At 70.2% G+C, this 18,812-nt stretch carries 16 protein-coding genes; 8 read left to right on the forward strand and 8 right to left on the reverse strand.

The features are described 5' to 3' along the window. The first annotated feature begins 53 nt into the window (after positions 1-53). Complete coding sequence (gene uvrA, locus ABD156_RS41365) at positions 54-2,915, forward strand: excinuclease ABC subunit UvrA (protein WP_344286500.1); 2,862 nt, start codon at positions 54-56, stop codon at positions 2,913-2,915. Between the two features lie 92 nt (positions 2,916-3,007). Here the strand turns inward: uvrA and ABD156_RS41370 are convergent, their stop codons facing one another. After that, positions 3,008-3,652 carry a fibronectin type III domain-containing protein gene (locus tag ABD156_RS41370; protein WP_344286502.1) on the reverse strand — a complete coding sequence of 215 codons (645 nt, stop codon included), beginning with the start codon at positions 3,650-3,652 and terminating at the stop codon, positions 3,008-3,010. A 115-nt stretch (positions 3,653-3,767) separates the two neighbouring features. Between ABD156_RS41370 and ABD156_RS41375 the strand changes: the two genes are divergently transcribed. After that, on the forward strand, positions 3,768-4,238 hold the full coding sequence (locus ABD156_RS41375) for an SRPBCC family protein (RefSeq protein WP_344286504.1): 471 nt from the start codon (positions 3,768-3,770) through the stop codon (positions 4,236-4,238). 62 nt (positions 4,239-4,300) lie between these two features. On the opposite strand, the gene ABD156_RS41380 is transcribed toward ABD156_RS41375, so the two are convergent. After that, the gene (locus ABD156_RS41380) at positions 4,301-5,740 is read right to left on the reverse strand and encodes an MFS transporter (protein WP_344286506.1); all 1,440 of its coding nucleotides are present in this window, start codon (positions 5,738-5,740) and stop codon (positions 4,301-4,303) included. Positions 5,741-5,856: 116 nt separating this feature from the next. Between ABD156_RS41380 and ABD156_RS41385 the strand changes: the two genes are divergently transcribed. After that, positions 5,857-6,258, forward strand: coding sequence for a winged helix-turn-helix transcriptional regulator (locus tag ABD156_RS41385; protein ID WP_116204536.1), 402 nt, complete (start codon positions 5,857-5,859; stop codon positions 6,256-6,258). A 7-nt stretch (positions 6,259-6,265) separates the two neighbouring features. On the opposite strand, the gene ABD156_RS41390 is transcribed toward ABD156_RS41385, so the two are convergent. The 4 genes from ABD156_RS41390 to ABD156_RS41405 form a co-directional block, all read right to left on the reverse strand. Further along, positions 6,266-6,775, reverse strand: a complete 510-nt coding sequence (locus ABD156_RS41390; protein WP_344286508.1) for a flavin reductase family protein — start codon at positions 6,773-6,775, stop codon at positions 6,266-6,268. Continuing rightward, positions 6,772-8,055, reverse strand: a complete 1,284-nt coding sequence (locus ABD156_RS41395; RefSeq protein WP_344286509.1) for a cation:proton antiporter — start codon at positions 8,053-8,055, stop codon at positions 6,772-6,774. The genes ABD156_RS41390 and ABD156_RS41395 overlap by 4 nt, the downstream gene beginning before the upstream one ends. Positions 8,056-8,081: 26 nt before the next feature. Next, positions 8,082-9,635, reverse strand: coding sequence for a tryptophan halogenase family protein (locus ABD156_RS41400; RefSeq protein ID WP_344286511.1), 1,554 nt, complete (start codon positions 9,633-9,635; stop codon positions 8,082-8,084). Between the two features lie 158 nt (positions 9,636-9,793). Continuing rightward, the gene (locus ABD156_RS41405; protein ID WP_344286513.1) at positions 9,794-10,849 is read right to left on the reverse strand and encodes a pyridoxal phosphate-dependent aminotransferase; all 1,056 of its coding nucleotides are present in this window, start codon (positions 10,847-10,849) and stop codon (positions 9,794-9,796) included. Positions 10,850-10,986: 137 nt separating this feature from the next. Between ABD156_RS41405 and ABD156_RS41410 the strand changes: the two genes are divergently transcribed. Then, on the forward strand, positions 10,987-11,820 hold the full coding sequence (locus tag ABD156_RS41410) for an MBL fold metallo-hydrolase (RefSeq protein WP_344286515.1): 834 nt from the start codon (positions 10,987-10,989) through the stop codon (positions 11,818-11,820). Positions 11,821-11,825: 5 nt separating this feature from the next. On the opposite strand, the gene ABD156_RS41415 is transcribed toward ABD156_RS41410, so the two are convergent. Beyond that, entirely contained in the window at positions 11,826-12,296 is a 471-nt protein-coding gene (locus tag ABD156_RS41415; protein ID WP_344286517.1) for a MarR family winged helix-turn-helix transcriptional regulator, read from the reverse strand. Positions 12,297-12,390: 94 nt separating this feature from the next. Here ABD156_RS41415 and ABD156_RS41420 point away from each other — a divergent pair, with 94 nt between their 5' ends. Continuing rightward, positions 12,391-13,779 carry an MFS transporter gene (locus ABD156_RS41420; RefSeq protein ID WP_344286519.1) on the forward strand — a complete coding sequence of 463 codons (1,389 nt, stop codon included), beginning with the start codon at positions 12,391-12,393 and terminating at the stop codon, positions 13,777-13,779. A 234-nt stretch (positions 13,780-14,013) separates the two neighbouring features. Here the strand turns inward: ABD156_RS41420 and ABD156_RS41425 are convergent, their stop codons facing one another. Further along, complete coding sequence (locus tag ABD156_RS41425) at positions 14,014-15,387, reverse strand: cation:dicarboxylate symporter family transporter (RefSeq protein WP_344286521.1); 1,374 nt, start codon at positions 15,385-15,387, stop codon at positions 14,014-14,016. Positions 15,388-15,552: 165 nt separating this feature from the next. Between ABD156_RS41425 and ABD156_RS41430 the strand changes: the two genes are divergently transcribed. The 3 genes from ABD156_RS41430 to ABD156_RS41440 all read left to right on the forward strand — a co-directional run bounded on the left by ABD156_RS41430 (position 15,553) and on the right by ABD156_RS41440 (position 18,687). After that, a complete protein-coding gene (locus ABD156_RS41430) occupies positions 15,553-17,157 on the forward strand; it encodes a sensor histidine kinase (protein ID WP_344286523.1) in 1,605 nt (534 codons plus the stop codon). Further along, complete coding sequence (locus tag ABD156_RS41435) at positions 17,154-17,822, forward strand: response regulator (protein WP_344286526.1); 669 nt, start codon at positions 17,154-17,156, stop codon at positions 17,820-17,822. The genes ABD156_RS41430 and ABD156_RS41435 overlap by 4 nt, the downstream gene beginning before the upstream one ends. A 97-nt stretch (positions 17,823-17,919) precedes the next feature. Next, positions 17,920-18,687, forward strand: a complete 768-nt coding sequence (locus ABD156_RS41440; RefSeq protein WP_344286528.1) for an SDR family NAD(P)-dependent oxidoreductase — start codon at positions 17,920-17,922, stop codon at positions 18,685-18,687. The last annotated feature ends 125 nt before the right edge of the window (positions 18,688-18,812 follow it).

An 18,812-nucleotide genomic window follows, 5' to 3' on the forward strand; every position in this document is an offset into this window, starting at 1 on the left:
GGCACCGGATCTCCCGGCGGGCCACCGAGCAGAACGATGGAAGGGACGAAGGCGTGGCTGATCGCCTCGTTGTTCGCGGAGCGCGCGAGCACAACCTCCGCGGCGTGGATCTCGATCTGCCCCGCGACAGCATGATCGTGTTCACCGGCCTGTCCGGGTCGGGCAAGTCGAGTCTTGCCTTCGACACGATCTTCGCCGAGGGGCAGCGGCGGTACGTGGAGTCGCTGTCGGCGTATGCCCGGCAGTTCCTCGGGCAGATGGACAAGCCGGACGTCGACTTCATCGAGGGCCTCTCGCCCGCGGTGTCGATCGACCAGAAGTCGACCTCGCGCAACCCGCGGTCGACCGTCGGCACCATCACCGAGGTCTACGACTACCTGCGGCTGCTCTACGCCCGCGCCGGCAAGGCGCATTGCCCCAAGTGCGGCGAGGCGATCAGCAAGCAGACCCCGCAGCAGATCGTCGACCAGGTGCTGGAAATGCCCGAGGGCACCAAGTTCCAGGTGCTCGCGCCGGTCGTGCGCGGGCGCAAGGGCGAGTACCTCGACCTGTTCCAGAACCTGCAGCAGCAGGGCTACGCGCGCGTGGTCGTCGACGGCACGGTGCATCCGCTCACCGACCCGCCGAAGCTGAAGAAGCAGGAAAAGCACCAGATCGGCGTGGTGATCGACCGGCTCGCGGTCAAGACCAGCGCGCGGCAGCGGCTCACCGACTCGGTGGAAACGGCGCTGCGGCTGGCCGACGGCCTGATCGAACTCGACTTCGTCGACCTGGACGAGAACGACCCGCACCGGGTGCGCGGCTTCTCCGAGAACCTGGCCTGCCCCAACGGCCACCCGCTGGCGATCGAGGATCTCGAACCCCGGTCGTTCTCCTTCAACTCGCCCTACGGCGCGTGCCCCGAGTGCACCGGCATCGGCATCCGCAAGGAGGTCGACCCGGAGCTGGTGGTGCCGGACGACGAGCTGTCGCTGGCCGAGGGCGCCATCGCGCCGTGGGCGGGCGGGCAGAGCGCCGACTACTTCCTGCGGCTGCTGGAATCGCTGTCGGAGGCGGTCGGGTTCCGCATGGACACGCCGTGGCGGCGGCTCCCGGCGAAGGTGCAGAAGGCGGTGCTGCACGGCGTCGACGAGCAGGTGCACGTCCGCTACCGCAACCGGTACGGCAGGCAGCGCTCGTACTACGCGGCCTTCGAGGGCGTCATCCCGTTCCTGGAGCGCCGCCTCGAGCAGACCGACTCGGAGTACATGCGCGAGCGGTACGAGGGCTACATGCGCGAGGTGCCGTGCCCGGCGTGCCAGGGCACCCGGCTCAAGCCGGAAATCCTCGCGGTCACGCTGGAGCACGCGACGCAGGGCGACCGGTCGATCGCCGAGGTCTGCGCGCTGTCCATCGCGGAGGCGTCGGAGTTCCTCGACCACCTGGTGCTCGGCAAACGCGAGACGATGATCGCGGGCGCGGTGCTGAAGGAGATCCAGGCGCGGCTGCGCTTCCTGCTCGACGTCGGGCTCACCTACCTGTCGCTCGACCGCGCGTCCGGCACGCTGTCCGGCGGCGAGGCGCAGCGCATCCGGCTGGCGACGCAGATCGGCTCCGGCCTGGTGGGCGTGCTGTACGTGCTGGACGAGCCGTCGATCGGCCTGCACCAGCGCGACAACCACCGGCTGATCGAGACGCTGACCCGGCTGCGCAACCTCGGCAACACGCTGATCGTGGTCGAGCACGACGAGGACACCATCCGGGCCAGCGACTGGGTGGTCGACATCGGCCCGGGGGCGGGCGAGCACGGCGGGCACATCGTGCACAGCGGCCCGTACAAGAAGATCCTGAAGAACAAGGATTCGATCACCGGCGCGTACCTGTCCGGGCGGCGGCAGATCGAGATCCCGGCGATCCGCCGGCCGGTCGACAAGAAGCGGCAGCTCACCGTGGTGGGCGCGCGCGAGCACAACCTGCGCGGCATCGACGTGTCGTTCCCGCTCGGCTGCCTCGTGTCGATCACCGGCGTGTCCGGGTCGGGCAAGTCGACGCTGGTCAACGACATCCTCGCGCAGGTGCTGGCGAACAAGCTCAACGGCGCGCGCCAGGTCCCGGGCCGGCACACCAGGGTCAACGGCCTCGCGAACGTCGACAAGCTGGTGCGCGTCGACCAGTCGCCGATCGGCCGCACGCCGCGCTCCAACGCGGCTACCTACACCGGCGTGTGGGACCACGTGCGCAAGCTGTTCGCCGCCACCACCGAGGCGAAGGTCCGCGGGTACCAGCAGGGGCGCTTCTCGTTCAACGTCAAGGGCGGGCGCTGCGAGGCGTGCGCGGGCGACGGCACGATCAAGATCGAGATGAACTTCCTGCCGGACGTCTACGTCCCGTGCGAGGTGTGCAAGGGCGCCCGGTACAACCGGGAAACGCTCGAGGTGCACTACAAGGGCAAGACGGTGTCCGACGTGCTGGACATGCCGATCGAGGAGGCCGCCGAGTTCTTCGAGCCGATCAAGGCGATCCACCGGCACCTGCAGACCCTCGTCGACGTCGGCCTCGGCTACGTCCGCCTGGGCCAGCCCGCGCCGACCCTGTCCGGCGGCGAGGCCCAGCGCGTGAAGCTGGCGAGCGAACTGCAGAAGCGCTCCACCGGCAAGACCGTCTACATCCTCGACGAGCCGACCACCGGCCTGCACTTCGAGGACATCAGCAAGCTGATCGGCGTGATCAACGGCCTGGTGGACAAGGGAAACACGGTGATCGTGATCGAGCACAACCTCGACGTGATCAAGACGTCCGACTGGATCGTGGACATGGGCCCGGAGGGCGGTTCCGGCGGCGGCACGGTGATCGCCGAGGGCACGCCCGAACAGGTCGCGGCCACCGAGGGGAGCTACACCGGCGAGTTCCTCGCGGAGGTGCTGAACCCGGCCTGACGCGGCCTGCCCGCACCCAGCCGCGCTACGCGAGACAGCAAAGAGCCGCCCGGTTCCGCATCGGGCGGCTCTTTGCTGGGCGGCGGAAGGAATCAGTCCTTTCCGGTCGTGCGCTCGACGACCGGGGAGAGCGGGCCGTAGGACAAGGCGCGGACCCGGAAAACCGAGCCTTGTTCGCCAGGCAAGAGTGACAGCGCGCATTGCGTCGCGTTGGGATCGGTCACCTCGACCGGGGTGAAGTCCGATGTGTTCGGGCGGCGGATTTCCAGCAGGAAACCGGCTTCGTCGGTCGAACGGTCGCTCCAGGCGAAGTGCAGGCTCTGGTCCGGTGCGGGTGTCGCGGTCAGGTTGGCCGGGGCGGACTGCGAGGCAGACGTCGCCGGAGGAGCAGCGGTGCCGGGTGCCGGCGTGCCACCCGCCGAAACAGTCGTCGATACCGGACCGGCGAAAGAACGGACTCGGTAGTAGAACGGCGTTTCCGGGATCAGGTTCGGGTGGGTATAAGAAGTCTGGCCGGGCGGAAGGTACTGCAGCGCGGTCCACGGGCCGTCGGCGGCGTTGGCGTATTCGAGGAGGTAGCCCGCCGCGGCCGGGTCGGGCGGCCAGTGCAGGACGACGTTCGTCGGCGAGGTGAGGGTCGCGGTGAAAGCGGGCGCGGCCGGCGGCGCGGGGGAGCCGCAGCCGACTAGCGTCGCGGTCAGCAGTGCGGCCAGGGCGGTTCGGGCGGCTGATGGCACGGCCAAGCCTCCTCGACGGTTCAGGCGGCGGCGTACCCAAGGGATGGCCAGCCTAGGAAACGACGGTCAAGATCGACAAGCGCGTGTTCCGCTGATCGGGAGAGAGGGGCGGACTGTGGTCCTTGAGAAGAAGGACGCCGAGTACTCGTTCCGGAGCGACTGGTGGCTGCCGACTCTCCCGGGACGGGTGTTCGACGCGATCGTCGATCTCGAGTCCTATCCGCGGTGGTGGCCGGACGTCCAGTCGGTGCGCCGGGTCGACGACGACACCGCCCAGATCGTCTGCCGTTCCCGGCTGCCGTACCGGATCGTCATCGCGATGCGCCGGGAGCAGCAGGACGCCGCGGGGCTGCGGGTGCGGGTCCGGTTGAGCGGGGACCTCGACGGGGTGCTCGCCGGGGCGATCCACGCCGAGGGCGAGGGCTCCCGGCTGGAGATCACGCAACACGTTCGGGTGCGGAAACCGTTGCTGCGCAGGCTGGACGTGGTCGCCCGGCCGTTCTTCCGCGCCAACCACGCGTGGATGATGCGGCGGGGCCACCACGGGCTGGCCGGTTACCTCGCGGCGACCGGGCAAGCGACTTAGCGCCGCGGTCTCGTGAGTGGCGATCCCAGTGGGAGCGGCATCGCCACTCACGGCGCACCAGGTCAGGATGCGACCGGTTCGGCGGGGGTGTCCGCGGGAGCCGCAGCGACTCGGCGGCCCAGGATCACTGCGGCGAGGATCGCGGCGAGAGCGGTCAATCCGGCGCTGAAGCCGTACGCCACCCGGAATCCCGACGCCAGCGCCTCCTTCTCCGAAGCACCCCCGCTCAGCATCTCGGCCGTCCGGGTCGCGACGGCGGTGGCCAGCACGGCCGTCCCCAGAGCGCCGCCGACCTGCTGCGTCGTGGTGATCAACCCGGACGTCACGCCGGAGTCCTTAGGGGTCGCGGCGGACATCGCCAAGCCCATCAGCGCCGGGATCGCCATCCCCGCCCCGGCGCCCATCAGGATCAGCGACGGCAGCACGTGCGACGCGTAGCCGCCAGAAGTCTGGACCTGGGTCAGGTACAGGAAAGCGACCGACGTCGTCAGCAGGCCCGCGACCAGAACCGCGCGCGGGGAGAAGCGGGTGTTCAGCCAGTCGGCCAGGCCGAGCGAGAACGCGGCGATCATGACCGGCGTCGGAACGAAGGCGAAACCCGTTGTGAGCGCGTCGAAACCGAGAACCTGCTGCAAGTACAGCGCGGTGACGAACTGGAATCCGAGGAACCCGGCGACCATCACGACCATGGTCAGGTTGGCGCCGCTGATCGCGCGCACCCGGAGCAAGCGCAGCGGCAGCAACGGGGTTCGCGTCCGGGCTTGGCGCAGCAGGAAAAGCAGGAGCAAGACGACGGCGGACGCAAGCGTCGCGATCGTCAGGAACGTCCAGCCCGCGTCGCCTGCTTGCACGATGCCCAGCACCAGCAGCATCACGCCAGCCGTGACCAGCAGCGCGCCCAGGACGTCGATGCCGGTGCGCAGGCCGAGACCGCGGTCGGAGGCGACGACCAACGGCGTCAGCACGAGCGCGGCGATGCCGATGGGCAGGTTGATGTAGAAGGTCCAATGCCAGTCCAGCCCTTGGGTAAGCGCGCCTCCGGCAACCATCCCGATCGACGCGCCCGCGGCCTGGGTGAAGCTGTAGACGCCGATCGCACGGACCCGGGCGCGCGGCTCGGGATAGAGCGTCACGATCATTCCCAAGACGACCGCCGACGCCAGAGCCCCGCCGACGCCTTGAATAAACCGCGCGACCACCAGCGTGGTCGCGTTCGGCGAAAGGCCGGCAGCCAGCGAAGCGGCGGTGAAAACCACGATGCCGACGAGGAAGACCCGCCGCCGTCCGACGAGGTCGCCAAGGCGTCCGGAGAGCATGAGCAGGCCGCCGAACGCGACGAGGTAGGCGTTGACCACCCAGGCGAGCCCGGGCGCGCTGAACCCGAGGTCGGTCTGGATCACCGGCAGGGCCACCGCGACGATCGAGCTGTCGAGCACCACCATCAGCGAGGCGGCCGACAGCACGGCGAGCGCCGCGCCGCGATGCCGAGCGGTTTCGGGCATGACAAAGTCCTCCATAACCGGCACAGGGTAGAGTTTCCGCTGGTCGTAGCCAGGGCATCTCTTGTTACAGTGCCCATCATGTGTGACCATGGAGGACTGCGGAAGGAGGCACTTTCATGTCCCAGGGGAACATCGCTGTGACCGATGAGGCCACGGACTTCGACCCGGCGAAATTCGCGGTGTGCACGGTGATGGAGGTCGTGAACCGGATCAGCGGGAAGTGGGTGATCGGCATCCTGCTGGAAGCGACGCGCGGCCCGGTGCGGTTCACCGAACTCGAACGCTCGGTGCAGGGGATCAGCCGCCGCATGCTCACGCTCACCCTGCGAAACCTGGAACGCGACGGCCTGCTGACGCGCACGGTCTACCCGACGGTCCCGCCGCGCGTCGAGTACGAGGCGACCGAGATGGCCCGCGAACTGTACGACTCGCTGTCCGGCCTGGTCGACTGGGCGGAACGACACCGCGAGGCGATCGCGGTGTCGCGGCAGGGATACGACGGCCGCACTGCTTGCTGAAGGGGGCTCAGTGCGACGGCCAGGCGTGATAGCGCCGGCGGCCGTAGAGCAGCGGCCGGTGCCCGTCCTGTTCCTCGACGGTCTCGACCTCGCCGAACACCACGACGTGGTCGCCGACCGGCTCCGTCTTGCTCACGCGGCAGCACGCGATCACGTGCGCGTCGCGGACGAGCCGGGGACCGCCGTTCGCGCCGGCTGCCCAGGTGACGTGGTCGAACCGGTCGGCGGCGCCGGAGGCGAAGAGCTCGGCCACCGCGCGGGCCTTGCTGTGCAAGAAGTTGACGGCGAAGATCTTGCCGCCGGTCACCGCCTTCAGCGTGGGCCCGACGCGCAGGCAGACCAGCAGGGTCGGCGGGGCCAGCGTCACGCTGCACACCGCTGAGCACGTCATGCCGACCGGCTCGCCTGCCTCGTCGAGCGCGGTCACCACCGCGACCCCGGTGGGGAAACTGCGCATCATCGACCGGAAGCCGTCCAGCAGGCTCTCGTCGGCGAGCTTCTTGAGGGAGTTGGTCATCGCACACCGCTTCCGGACGAAGGGTGCGCCGGCACCGCGGCGCCCCGGGTTTCGATTCTGTCGGCGAGCGCCAGCAGCGGGCCCGTCATGGCGGTGGCCGCCAGTGCCAGCACCAGCAGGGAAAAGAAGAGCGCGTCGGAGATGATTCCGGCGCTGTAGCCCACTTGCAGCACCACGAGTTCGGTCAGTCCCCGGGTGTTCACCAGTGCCCCGAGCCGAAAGGCCGTCAGCCGGGAGTGCCCGCCCAGCCGCGCGCCCGCGTAGCCGCCCAGCAGCTTCGCCAGAAGGCCGGCGACGAGCACCACGACGACGAGCATCGGGGGAGTGGCGCCGAACGCGGTGAGGAACACGTTCACCCCGGTGATCACGAAGAACAGCGGCACGAGCCCGCGCCCGGTCGCCGCCACGGGCCGGACCGCATCCCGCCACGGGGACGAGGCTTCGGCCGGGAGCACCGCGCCGACGAGCACCGCGCCCAGGATTGCGGTCATCCCCAGCCGTTCCGCGGAGAACGCCGCGGCCAGTGCCAGCACGGCGAGGACCGCCGCCGCACCGCGCGGCGACCGGGCGCACCAGGCGCCGGCCTTGCCGGTGCGCAGCAGGCGGTGCAGGATCGCCGCCACGACCACCGCGCCGACTACGACGACCAGCGCCCGGACGAAACCGGCCGAACTTCCGCTGGCGAGCCCGACCGCGACCGTCAGCAGGAGCCAGGCGGCGCTGTCGACGAGAAGCGCGGTCTTCAGCGCGATCCGGCCCACCGGCACCTCGGCGAGCCCCCGGTCGGCCAGGATCCGCGCCAGCACCGGCGCGGCGGTGACCGAGAACGCGACCGCCAGGAACAGGACGAACGCGCAGGCCGGGGCCGTGCCCCGCAGCGGCGGCTGCCCGGACGCGCAGATCCACCACGCCAGTGCCGCGCCCGCGAGCAGCGACGGAACGAACGCGCCCGCCGCCGTCCACGGAAGCGAGCGGCGTTCGGCGGGGCTGGTGCTGACCCGGGAGCCGTGGGTCAGGCCGGTCAGGAACAGCACCACCCCGGCCGTGGCGAGGATCTTGAGCACCTCGAGAACGTCGGGCGGGAGCACCGTCCGGAGCGCCGCCGGTCCGGCGAGGCCGACGACGACCGGCCCGGCGAGCACCCCGCACAGGATCTCGCCGACGACCTCGGGCTGCCGGAGCCGCCGGGCGGCGAACCGGCCGGCGGCGGCCACCAGAAGGACCGCGGCGACGGCCGCGCCGACGTGGAGCGAGCGGGCGAGCAGCCCGAGGATGTCCATTGCGGTCCTTTCGACGACCCGGCCGCTCAGCCGCGCATGTGGGCGAAGTAGTCGTACGGGGTGGGCAGGGACCGGACCAATTCGTCGCCCTTCAGCCGGATTTCCTCGAATTCCTTCTTCGCGCTGCTCACGTCGGCGAGATCGAGTGCGGGGGAGTGCCGGAGGGGAATCCCGCCCATCCCGAGCAGGATGCACATGTACGAGTAGGGCGGAAGTCCATGGTAGTAGGGGAAAACCGTTTCACTGTCGGGCAGCTGGGTCTTCCACATCTCGATGCGCTCTTCGAGCCCGTCCGGGGCGACGCGCGTTTTGGCGTCGCGCCAGTACTGCGTGTCCGACCGCGCGGCGGCCTTGTAGTGCAGGACCAGGAACTCGCGCACGCCGTCCATCACGTGTGCGACGGCGTCGTTGTAGCGGGCGGTCTGCACGGGATTCCACCCGGCGGCGGGGAAGTTCTTCACCAGCTGCTCCACCGCGTGGTGGATGAAGAAGATGCCGGTGGATTCGAGCGGTTCGACGAAACCGCTGGAAAGGCCGACGGCCACGCAGTTGCGGACCCAGGAGTTGCGGGTGCGGCCGATCCGCATCCGGATGTGGTTGGCCTCGACCTCCGCGGCCTCCGGCCCGACGTGCGCGCGCAGGGTGCGCTCCGCCTCCTCGGGCGTGCAGTAGTCCTTGGCGTAGACGTAGCCGGTGCCGATCCGGCCGAAGAGCGGGATCGTCCAGATCCAGCCCGCCTCCTGCGCGGTCGCCGTGGTGCACGGGCGGATCCCGCGTTCGCGCATGTCGAACGGGACCTGCAGGGCCACCGCGCTGTCGTTGGGCAGCATGTCCTGATAGGACTGGAACGGCTCGTCGAGCGCCTTGTTGATCAGCAGGCCGCGGAAGCCGGTGCAGTCGATGAACAGGTCGCCTCCGACGACGCCGTGCTCGGCGGTGCGGACGCCGGTGATCCAGCCGCGCTCGTCCAGCAGCACCTCCTGCACGTCGTCCACGATGTGCTTCGCGCCGCGGTCGGTCGAGTACCGGGTGAGGAACTTCGCCAGCAGCGCGGCTTCGAAGTGGTAGGCGTAGGGGAACTGGGTCTTTCCCTGGTGCTCCGACATCGTGAGCCCGCGCGGTTCGGCGGCGTGCTCGTCGTAGGACTGTTCGAGCATCAGGCCGTTGAGGTGGCGCGGGCTGCGTTCGGCGTCGCACACCGAAGCCATGACGAAACAGTCCTTGTCGAAGCGGTCGGTCTCGCCCGCCTTGAGCCACCAGTCGGTGAGCGGGAATCCGTCGACCGAGCCGACCTGTTCGAACGGGTGGTAGAAGTGGTGACCGGGCTTGCGCCAGTCCTGGAAGCGCACCGCGAGCTTGTAGGTGGCGTTGCACTCGGGCATCCACTCCTCTTCCCTGAGGTCCAGGAACTCGAAGAAGTGCCGGATGTCGCTGAACGTCGCCTCGCCGACGCCGATCGCGCCCACCTTGCCGGATTCGACCAGGGTGACGGAGACGCGGTCGCCGAACGCCGCCTTGAGGTACGAGGCCGTCATCCAGCCCGCGGTCCCCCCGCCGACGATAACCACGTTGTTGATCATGCGTTTCCCTCCAGTAGGTGACCGGTCGACCGGTCGTTTCCGGTAGAAAGCCTTGCGACCGCACGCGAGCGCGGCCGGTCTCCGGGCGCTCGCGTTCCCGGGCGCACGGCTCGGCGCCCCGCGAGCGGAACTCGCGGCGGCGCGGGGGATGCCTGGCGTCAGCTGTCCGCGGGAGTCCTCCGCGCGACCCTGCCGAACACTTCGGCGAATCTGTCCATTTCGGACGGTGGACCGATGGTGACCCGGATGCTGTCCGGGGCGCCCCACGACCCGAGCGGCCGGACGAAGACGCCCTCGGCCGCCAGCGATTCGGCGACCGCGCGAGCGTCGCCGACCCGCACCTGGACGAAGTTCGCCACGCTCGGCAGCGGGGCGAAGCCGAGCGCGCGCAGGCGGGACACCAGCAGCTCCCGGCCCGCGGCGGTGGCCGCGCGGCGTTCGGCTATCTCGTGCTCCGGCGCGTCGAGGGTGGCCAGCGCCGCGGCCGCCGCCGGCCCGTTGACGTCGTAGGGGACCTGGATTTTCCGGGCGGCTTTGGCGATTTCCGCGGGCAGCACCCCGAAACCGACCCGGAGGCCGGCGAGGCCGAAGATCTTCGAGAACGTCCGGAGCACCGCGACCGGCCGGTCCTCCGAGCAGAATTCCTTGATGGAGTCGGGATATCCGGGATCCTCGACGTAGTCGAAGTAGGCTTCGTCGATCACCGGGAGCACGTGTGCCGGCAGCGCGTCGAGGAAGGCGCGCACCTCGTCGCGGGCGACCATTCCGCCGGTGGGGTTGTTGGGATTGGTGACATAGGCCAGTTTCGTCCGCGGCGTCACCGCCGCGAGCAGGCTGTCGAGATCGTAACTGCCGTGTTCGGTCAGCGGCACCGGAACCGCGGTGGCGCCCCGGTTCGCCGTTTCGAGCCGGTAGGCGACGAACGTCGGATGGCCGAACACCACCTCGTCGCCGGGGCCGAGCAGGCACAGGGACAGGTAATGGATCACCGCCGTGCTGCCCGCGGCCACCACGATCCGCTCCGCCGGGATCCCGTACCGCGCGCCGATCGCCCGGCGCAGGGCGCCCGTGCCCGCCTCCGGGTAGCGGTTGCCGCGCCCGGCCGCCTCGGCGATCGCGCGCCGGGCGGCGGCGACCGGGCCGAAGATTCCCTCGTTCTGGGCAAGGTGCGCCACCGGGACCGGCGCCGGTTCACGGCGGGGCTGTTCGGGCATGCGCTAGCCTCCGAAGGTCGGGGGAGATCGTCACCCCATTTGAACCCGGAGCCGGCGGCTCGGCGACGGTTGTTCGCAAAATCCCATGCAGTCCGCATTTTTCGGCTGCTCCTCGCGATGAACGCACAGGAGGACGGATGCGCACCGAAGTCGTGACACTGGGAACCGGAGGGGGACCGACGCCGAAACCCGGCCGCAGCGCGCCCTGCCACGCGGTCCGGGCCGGGCAGGCGACCTATCTGGTGGACTGCGGCAACGGCGTCGCCCGCCAGCTGGTGGCGGCCGGGATCCCGCTCGGCTCGCTCGCGGCGGTGTTCGTCACGCACCTGCATTCCGATCACACGGCGGATCTCGGATTCCTCTTCCAGGCGGCGTGGTCCCGGCTGCGCGCGCCGGTCGACGTGCTGGGGCCGCCGCCGCTGGCGGACATGGTCGGGCACTTCTTCGGCTTCCAGGCCTACGACATCGCGACCCGGATCCGGGACGAGGGGCGCCCGCCGCTGCGGCCGTTCCTGCGGGAGCGCGAGATTTCCGGCCCCGGGGTCGTGCACGAGGACGCCCGGGTGCGGGTCACCGCCGCGCTCGTCGACCATCCGCCGGTGGTCCCCGCGTTCGGCTATCGCTTCGACACCGAGGACAGGTCGGTCGTTTTCTCCGGCGACACCGCGTACTGCGCGAACCTGGCGAAGCTGGCCGAGGGAGCGGATGTGCTTGTCCACGAAGCGGTTTACCCGCCGGCGCTGGAAGACGGCGCGGGCGGTTTCGGGGGACCGGCGTTCCGCGAACGCATGCTGCGGGCGCACAGCACGGTCGGCGACGCGGCGCGGACCGCCGAGGAGGCCGGGGTCGCGACGCTGGTGCTGACGTCGTTGTTCCCGCCGGACGGAGTGCCGGACGAGGTGTGGAAGTCGGCCGCGCGCCGGGAATTCGGCGGCGAGGTCGTGGTGGCGACGGACCTGATGGTGCTGTGAGCGCGTCAGGCGCTCGTGGTCCACCGCGTCGACAGCTTGTCCAGCAGGCCGCGCAACTGCTCGTACTCCGCCGCCGACAACGCGGCGAAGACGTCGCGGCGCAGGCCGCCGACCCGTTCGTCCGCGGCGGCGAGCAGGCGCTGCCCGCTCTCGGTGAGCTCGACCAGGTAGACCCGGCGGTCCTTCAGGTCGCGGCGGCGCTCGGCCAGGCCCCGGCCCTCCAGCTGGTCGACGAGGTCGACGATGGTGCTCGAGTCCACGCGGAGCCGGGCGGCGAGATCCTTCTGCGCCAGCGGCCCGCACACGCCGAGCATGCGCAGCACGCTGTGGTGCGCGCCGCGGATGTCGAGGGACGCGAAGGTCGCGTCGGTGTCCTTGCGAACGGCTTCGGCGACCTTGCTCAGCAGACAGTCGACCCGGTCCGAGAGCTCCTCGGGGACGAGCGGCCGCCCCTCGGTCCCGGTGGTTCGAGTCATGTGTCCTCCGTTCGACTCCCAGATTGAACCACAGCGACATCGGAGGACAGTCCAATCGTTGTGCACCCAACTATTGGGTGTTAATCTCGCCGTCGTGGTCAACGACACTGGGGTACGACCGGGCAAGGTGCTGGCCGCCGTCTGCCTGGGATACGGCATGATCATCGTGGACACCACGATCGTCAACGTCGCCATTCCGACGATGCAGGCCAGCCTGCGCACCGGCATCGACACCATGCAGCTCGTGGTCGACGGGTACGTGGTGATCCTGGCGAGCCTGCTGCTGGCCGGCGCCGCGCTGAGCGACCGGTTCGGCGCTTCGAAGATCTTCCGCGCCGGCGTGGCGCTGTTCGGCATCGCCTCGGCGCTGTGCGGGGTCGCGCCCAACGGGCCGTTCCTGGTGGCGGCGCGGATGCTGCAGGGACTCGGCGCGGTCCTGCTGGTTCCGTCCTCGCTGCTGGTGCTCACCGCGGCCTACACCGACGCCAAGGCGCGGGCGCGGGCGATCGCGGTCTGGGCCACGGTGGCCGGCAGCCCCGCGGCGTTCGGCCCGATCCTGGGCGGGCTGGTCGTCGACACCCTGGGCTGGCGAAGCATCTTCTACGTCAACGTCCCGCTGGCGGCGATCGCCCTGCTGCTCACCCAGCGGGGCCTGCCTGCCTTGGCTCCCAACAAATCCCGCCGGCAGGACGTCCCCGGCCAGCTGCTGGCCGTCCTGATCCTGTCGGGCCTCGCCCTGGCGCTGACCGAGGGCCATCAGCAGGGCTGGACGGCTCCGCTGCCGGTGATCGCGTTCGCCGTCGCCGTGGCCGCCGGAGCGGCCTTCGCGGTCCGGCAGCGGACGGCCGCCGAGCCGATGCTTCCGGCGGATCTGTTGCGGGCGCCCGGTTTCCGCGGTTTCGCGTCGGTGGGCGTACTGCTTTTCGCCGGCTACTACGGCATGGTGTTCGTGCTCAGCGTCTATCTGCAGGACGTGCGGCATTTCGCGCCGTGGCAAGCGGGGCTGAGCTTCCTGCCCTCGGCGCTGCCCATCACCCTGATGCCGTTGGTGGCGGGGCGGCTCGTCGGCCGGATCGGCCCGGCCAGGGTCCTGGTCGCCGGGCTGGTCCTCACCGTGGCGGGCGGGGCGGCGCTGGCGCTGTTCGGCGGGAGCGGCATGGTGCCGTTGAGCGTCGCGCTTTTCCTGCTGGGCTGCGGGTTCGGGCTTTCCGCGGTTCCGCAGATCACCCTGGTGATGGAGACCGCGCCCGCCGGCCGCACCGCGCTGGCGAGCGGGCTGCTCAACGCGGCGAGGCAGTCGGGCACCGTGCTCGGCGTCGCGGTGCTCGGCGGGCTCCAGACCGGCGGCGGTCTCGGCACACCGTCCTTTGTGGCCACCGCGATGTTCGTGGCCATGCTGGTGTTCGCGCTCGCGGCCGCCCGGGCGCTGCGTCAGGCCGCCGCGCGCCGGGCGGAACGGGAACAGTTGGCCGAGAAGGTCTGACCGGTGCACGGCGCGCTCAATGGACCTCGGCGAGCGCGCCGTCCCGCCGCGGCGTCGCGGCGGGAGTTTCGACATGGCTGCGCGCGAGTATCGAGCGCAATGCCGTGACGAGCGCGCGGGAACGCCGGCTCGGCAGGGGCTGGCGCACGCCCGGCGCTCGGACAAAAAAGTGTGCCGTGGTGCGAGCAGGGGGAGGCTCGCACCACGGCACACTTCGCGGCCGCGCGGGTGACGCTAGGTCAGCGCGGCGCTCTTCTCCTGCTCGCGGCTGTCCCCGGGGGATGGGGCGGGGACGTGCTCGTCGAGCAGGGTGGCTTCGTCGAACGGCGCCTGCCCGGCGAACACCTGCTGCGAGCGTTCCCGGTCGAATTCCTTCATCCACGATCCGATGAGGACGGTCGCGACCGCGTTGCCCGCGAAGTTCGTCAGCGCTCGGGCTTCGGACATGAACCGGTCGATGCCGAGGATGAAGCCGACGCCGTCGACGAGTTCCGGGCGGTGCGACTGCAGGCCGCTGGCCAGGGTCGCGATGCCGGCGCCGCTGACGCCCGCCGCGCCCTTCGACGCGATGATCATGAACAGCAGCAAGGTGATCTGCTCGCCGAGCGCGAGCGGCTGGTCCTGCGCGGTGGCGATGAACAGCGTCGCCATCGTCAGGTAGATCGCGGTGCCGTCGAGGTTGAACGAGTACCCGGTGGGCACCGTGATGCCGACGACCGGCTTGCTGACCCCGAGGTGCTCCATCTTCGCGATCAGCCGCGGCAGTGCGGATTCCGAAGAGGACGTCGAGAGGATCAGCAGGAATTCGCGGCCGAGATAGCGCAGCAGGCTGAAGATGTTGACCCGCGCGCCGAGCCACAGCACCGCGCCGAGGACGCCGAACACGAACACCAGGCACGTCAGGTAGAAGCCGAGCATGATCACCAGCAGGCTGCGCAGCGCGCCCCAGCCGGTCGCGCCGACCACCGCGGCGATCGCGCCGAACGCGCCCACCGGGGCGGCCCACATGATCATCGACAGGATGCGGAACACCAGCCGCTGGATGTGCTCGATGCCGCGCAGGATCGGCTCCCCGCGCTTGCCGAGCTTCTGCAGCGCGAACCCGGCCAGCAGCGCCACGAGCAGCGTCTGCAGCACCTGGCCCTCGGTGAACGCGGACACGAAGGTCTTCGGGATGATCCCGAGCAGGAAGTCGACCCCGCCCTCGCCCTTGGCCTGCTGGTGCACCTTCGACACGTCGGCCGGGTTGAGGTGCAGGCCGCTGCCCGGGTGCAGCAGGTTGCCGACGACGAGCCCGATCGCGAGCGCGAACGTCGACATCACGATGAAGTAGACCAGCGCGGTGATGCCGACCTTGCCGACCTTCGCCGCCTTCGCGACCGAGCCGATGCCCAGCACGATGGTGCAGAAGATGATCGGCGAGATCATCATCTTGATCAGGTTGACGAAGCCGGTGCCCAGCGGGGCGAGGCTCTTGCCGACGGACGGCCAGAGCAGCCCGACCGCGACGCCCAGCACTACGGCGGCGATCACGGCCAGGTACAGGTAACGCGTGCGGTCGCGCTTGGGCACGGCCGCTGTGTGGGACTCGGGGGTCGGTGTAGGCACCGTTGCCTCCAGCTCGGGTGGGGGGAACGCGGGTCACTATGCGGGGCGGATATGACCGGCGTCACCGTTGTGTTCATTGAGTTCGCGGCGGGAGGAGTCCGGTGTGGACTTCCCGGCGGCGGCGCCGGAGTGCCGCCGGACCCGGGTGTGTGCTGGTATGAGCGGGTGCCCCCGACACCTCGGATCCGGACGAGCCGCTGGAGCCTGGCCCGTCAGCTGCTGGTGCTGCAGCTGGCGATCTTGCTCGTGCTCGTCTCCGGCGGGATCACTATCGCCTATCTCGACGCCCGGCGCACGACGACCGACCGGGCCGGGGAACAGTCGCTCGCGGTGGCCCGCTCGATCGCCGACGCGCCGGACGTCGCGCGCGCGGCGGCCACCGCCGACCCGACCGCGGAGCTGCAGCCGTACGCGCAACGGGTGCTCGTGGACACGCGGGTGGACTTCGTGACGATCATGTCGCCGCAAGGAATCCGTTACACACACCCGAATCCGGCGTTGATCGGCCAGCGATTCCTCGGGCATATCGAAGCGGCGCAACAGGGCGGCGTGGTGTCCGAGACCTACACCGGTTCGCTCGGTCCGTCAGTGCGCGTGGTGGTGCCGGTGTTCGACGCGAACCACCGGGTGGTCGCGCTTGTCGCGGTGGGCATCACGATCGCGGCGATCTCGGCCGAGGTGCAGGAGCGCGTCTGGCCGTTGCTCGGCGTCGCGGCGGCAGTATTGCTAGTGGGCGCCTGCGGGGGCTGGCTGGTGAGCGCGCGGCTGAAGCGGCAGACACGCGGCATCGCCCCGGCTGAGCTGAGCAATCTCTTCGAGTACCACGAAGCGGTGCTGCATTCGGTCCGCGAGGGCGTGCTGCTGGTCGACCGCGACGGCCGGGTCGGGCTGTGCAACGACGGCGCCCGCACGCTCCTCGGGCTGAGCGGCGACCCGGTCGGGCAGCCGCTCGCCGACCTGGGGCTGTCGCCCGAGCTGACGGCCGCGTTCACCGCGCCGGAAAACCGCACCGAGGAACTGCATCTGACCGACTCGCGGGTGCTGGTCGTGAGCACCACGCTCGTCAGTTCTGGCGGTCGCGCGCAGGGCACCGTCGTGATCCTGCGCGACCACACCGAACTTCAGACGCTCACCGGCGAGCTGACCACCGCGCGCAGCCTCGCCGAAGCGTTGCGTTCGCAGGCGCACGAGGCCGCGAACCGGCTGCACACGGTCGTGTCGCTGGTGGAATTAGGCCGTCCCGAGGACGCTGTGGACTTCGCGACCGCCGAACTCGCGCTCGCACAGGAGCTCACCGATCGCGTGATGACCGCGGTCGCCGAACCGGTGCTGGCCGCGTTGCTGCTCGGCAAAGCCGCGGAGGCGAGCGAACGCGGCGTGGAGTTCACCATCACGCCGGACACGATGATCGACGACCTCGGCCCCGGCGTCGCCGGACGGGATCTGGTGACGATCCTCGGCAACCTCATCGACAACGGAATCGACGCGGTGGTGCGGGAATCCGGCGCGCGCCCGGCGGTGGTGGTCACCGCACGGTCCGAAGAGGACGGTCTGCTGCTGCGCGTCGCGGACAACGGCCCGGGCGTGCCGGAGGAAGCGGTGGGGGAGATGTTCCGCCGGGGCTGGTCGACGAAGGCGGGCGACGAGCACGGTCTCGGGCTGGCGCTGGTCGTGCAGGCGGTCCGGCGCTACGGCGGCACCATTGACGTCGGACGCGACGGCGGCGCGGTGTTCACCGTACGGTTGCCGAGGCAGGAGGTGTCGGCGTGATCCGGGTGCTGGTGGTGGAAGACGAGCCGGTGGCGGCCGAGGCGCATCGGCTGTACGTCGAGCGGCTGTCCGGATTCGTGGTCGCCGGAGTGGTGCATTCCGGCGGCGAGGCGCTGCGGTTCTGCGAACGCGAGCCCGTCGACCTGGTCCTGCTGGACTTCTACCTGCCGGACACGCACGGCCTCGCGGTCTGCCGTTCGCTGCGCGCGGCCGGGCTGCCGATCGACGTCATCGCGGTGACGTCCGCGCGCGACCTCGCGCTGGTGAAGGCGGCGGTCTCGGTCGGGGTTGTGCAGTACCTGCTGAAGCCGTTCACGTTCGCCTCGCTGCGGGACAAGCTGGAGCGCTACGCGTCGTTCCGCGAGGCGTCCGGCGAGGTCACCGGGCAGGCGGAGATCGACCGTGCGCTCGGCACGCTGCGCACCACCGAGTCCGCGCCGCTGCCGAAGGGCATGAGCGCGGAGACGCTGGACGCGATCACCGACGCGCTGGCCGGCGCTGGCGAAGGGCTGTCCGCCGGTGGTGCGGCGAGCGCGATCGGAGCGTCCCGCGTGACCGCGCGGCGGTATCTGGAGTACTTGGCGGACAACGGGCTGGCGCAGCGCGAACCGCGATACGGGCAGGTCGGGCGGCCCGAGGTCTGGTACCGGCTGAAGCCTGGCTGAGCGCTGACCGAACCCGTCAGCGCTTCGTGCGCGCCCGGTAAGCGGACTCCCCGAAAGTGTGGACATCGAAGTTCACACCACTTCAGGGGAGCAAGAAATGACGAAGAAGATCGCACTGGTCACCGGCGGCAGCAAGGGCATCGGCCGGGCCATCGCGACGCGGCTGGCGAACGACGGCGCGCTGGTCGCCGTGCACTACGGCAGTGACGAAGAGGCAGCCAAGGACACTGTCGCGGCGATTGAAGCAAACGGCGGGCAAGCGTTCGCGGTGCAGGCGACGCTGGGCGTCGACGGGGACGCGGCGACGCTGGTCGACCGGCTCTCGGCGGAGCTGCGCGAACGCACCGGCGAGGTTGCGCTCGACATCCTGGTCAACAATGCGGCGACCGGAGCCGGGTCGATCACCACGGCGACGCCGGAGGACTTCGACCGGGTGTTCGCGGTGAACGTGAAGGCACCGTTTTTCCTGGTGCAGCGACTGTTGCCGGTGCTGCGGGACGGCGGCCGGATCGTCAACATCTCGTCCGGGGACACGCGGATCGCGTTGCCGTTCGAGCTGGCCTACAGCATGACGAAGGGCGCGCTTGACGTCTTCACCCGCACCCTGGCGCAGGAACTCGGCCAGCGGGGGATCACGGTGAACGCGGTCGCGCCCGGCCCGACGCCGACCGAACGCACCGCGCACATGTTCGCCGACGAGCGCATGCGGGCGGGGACGGCGGGGGCGTCCGCGTTGCGGCGGGTCGCTGATCCGGCTGACATCGCTGATGTGGTCGCGTTTCTGGCTTCGGCGGATTCGCGGTGGGTGACTGGGCAGGTTGTGGACGCTACTGGCGGGACGTTTCTTGGGCCGGCTGGGGTGTGAGGGGTTATATGGCTCGGGTTTGCTGTCGCGGAGGTTTGGTGGGGTGGAGTTGGGGAGGTAGGTCACCAGCTGTGTTTTTGGCGCCGACTTCGTCGTCGCGGCGGGATCGCCTTTAAGTCGGCGTG

The sequence above is a fragment of the Amycolatopsis albidoflavus genome (assembly GCF_039525725.1).
Taxonomy (GTDB): Bacteria; Actinomycetota; Actinomycetes; order Mycobacteriales; family Pseudonocardiaceae; genus Amycolatopsis; species Amycolatopsis albidoflava.

What these genes read in the sequence shown, in the direction of transcription:
- ABD156_RS41380 (WP_344286506.1), bottom strand. Translation starts at nt 5,740, where the DNA reads ATGCCCGAAACCGCTCGGCATCGCGGCGCGGCGCTCGCCGTGCTGTCG.
- ABD156_RS41385 (WP_116204536.1), top strand. Translation starts at nt 5,857, where the DNA reads ATGTCCCAGGGGAACATCGCTGTGACCGATGAGGCCACGGACTTCGAC.
- ABD156_RS41390 (WP_344286508.1), bottom strand. Translation starts at nt 6,775, where the DNA reads ATGACCAACTCCCTCAAGAAGCTCGCCGACGAGAGCCTGCTGGACGGC.
- ABD156_RS41395 (WP_344286509.1), bottom strand. Translation starts at nt 8,055, where the DNA reads ATGGACATCCTCGGGCTGCTCGCCCGCTCGCTCCACGTCGGCGCGGCC.
- ABD156_RS41400 (WP_344286511.1), bottom strand. Translation starts at nt 9,635, where the DNA reads ATGATCAACAACGTGGTTATCGTCGGCGGGGGGACCGCGGGCTGGATG.
- ABD156_RS41405 (WP_344286513.1), bottom strand. Translation starts at nt 10,849, where the DNA reads ATGCCCGAACAGCCCCGCCGTGAACCGGCGCCGGTCCCGGTGGCGCAC.
- ABD156_RS41410 (WP_344286515.1), top strand. Translation starts at nt 10,987, where the DNA reads ATGCGCACCGAAGTCGTGACACTGGGAACCGGAGGGGGACCGACGCCG.
- ABD156_RS41415 (WP_344286517.1), bottom strand. Translation starts at nt 12,296, where the DNA reads ATGACTCGAACCACCGGGACCGAGGGGCGGCCGCTCGTCCCCGAGGAG.
- ABD156_RS41440 (WP_344286528.1), top strand. Translation starts at nt 17,920, where the DNA reads ATGACGAAGAAGATCGCACTGGTCACCGGCGGCAGCAAGGGCATCGGC.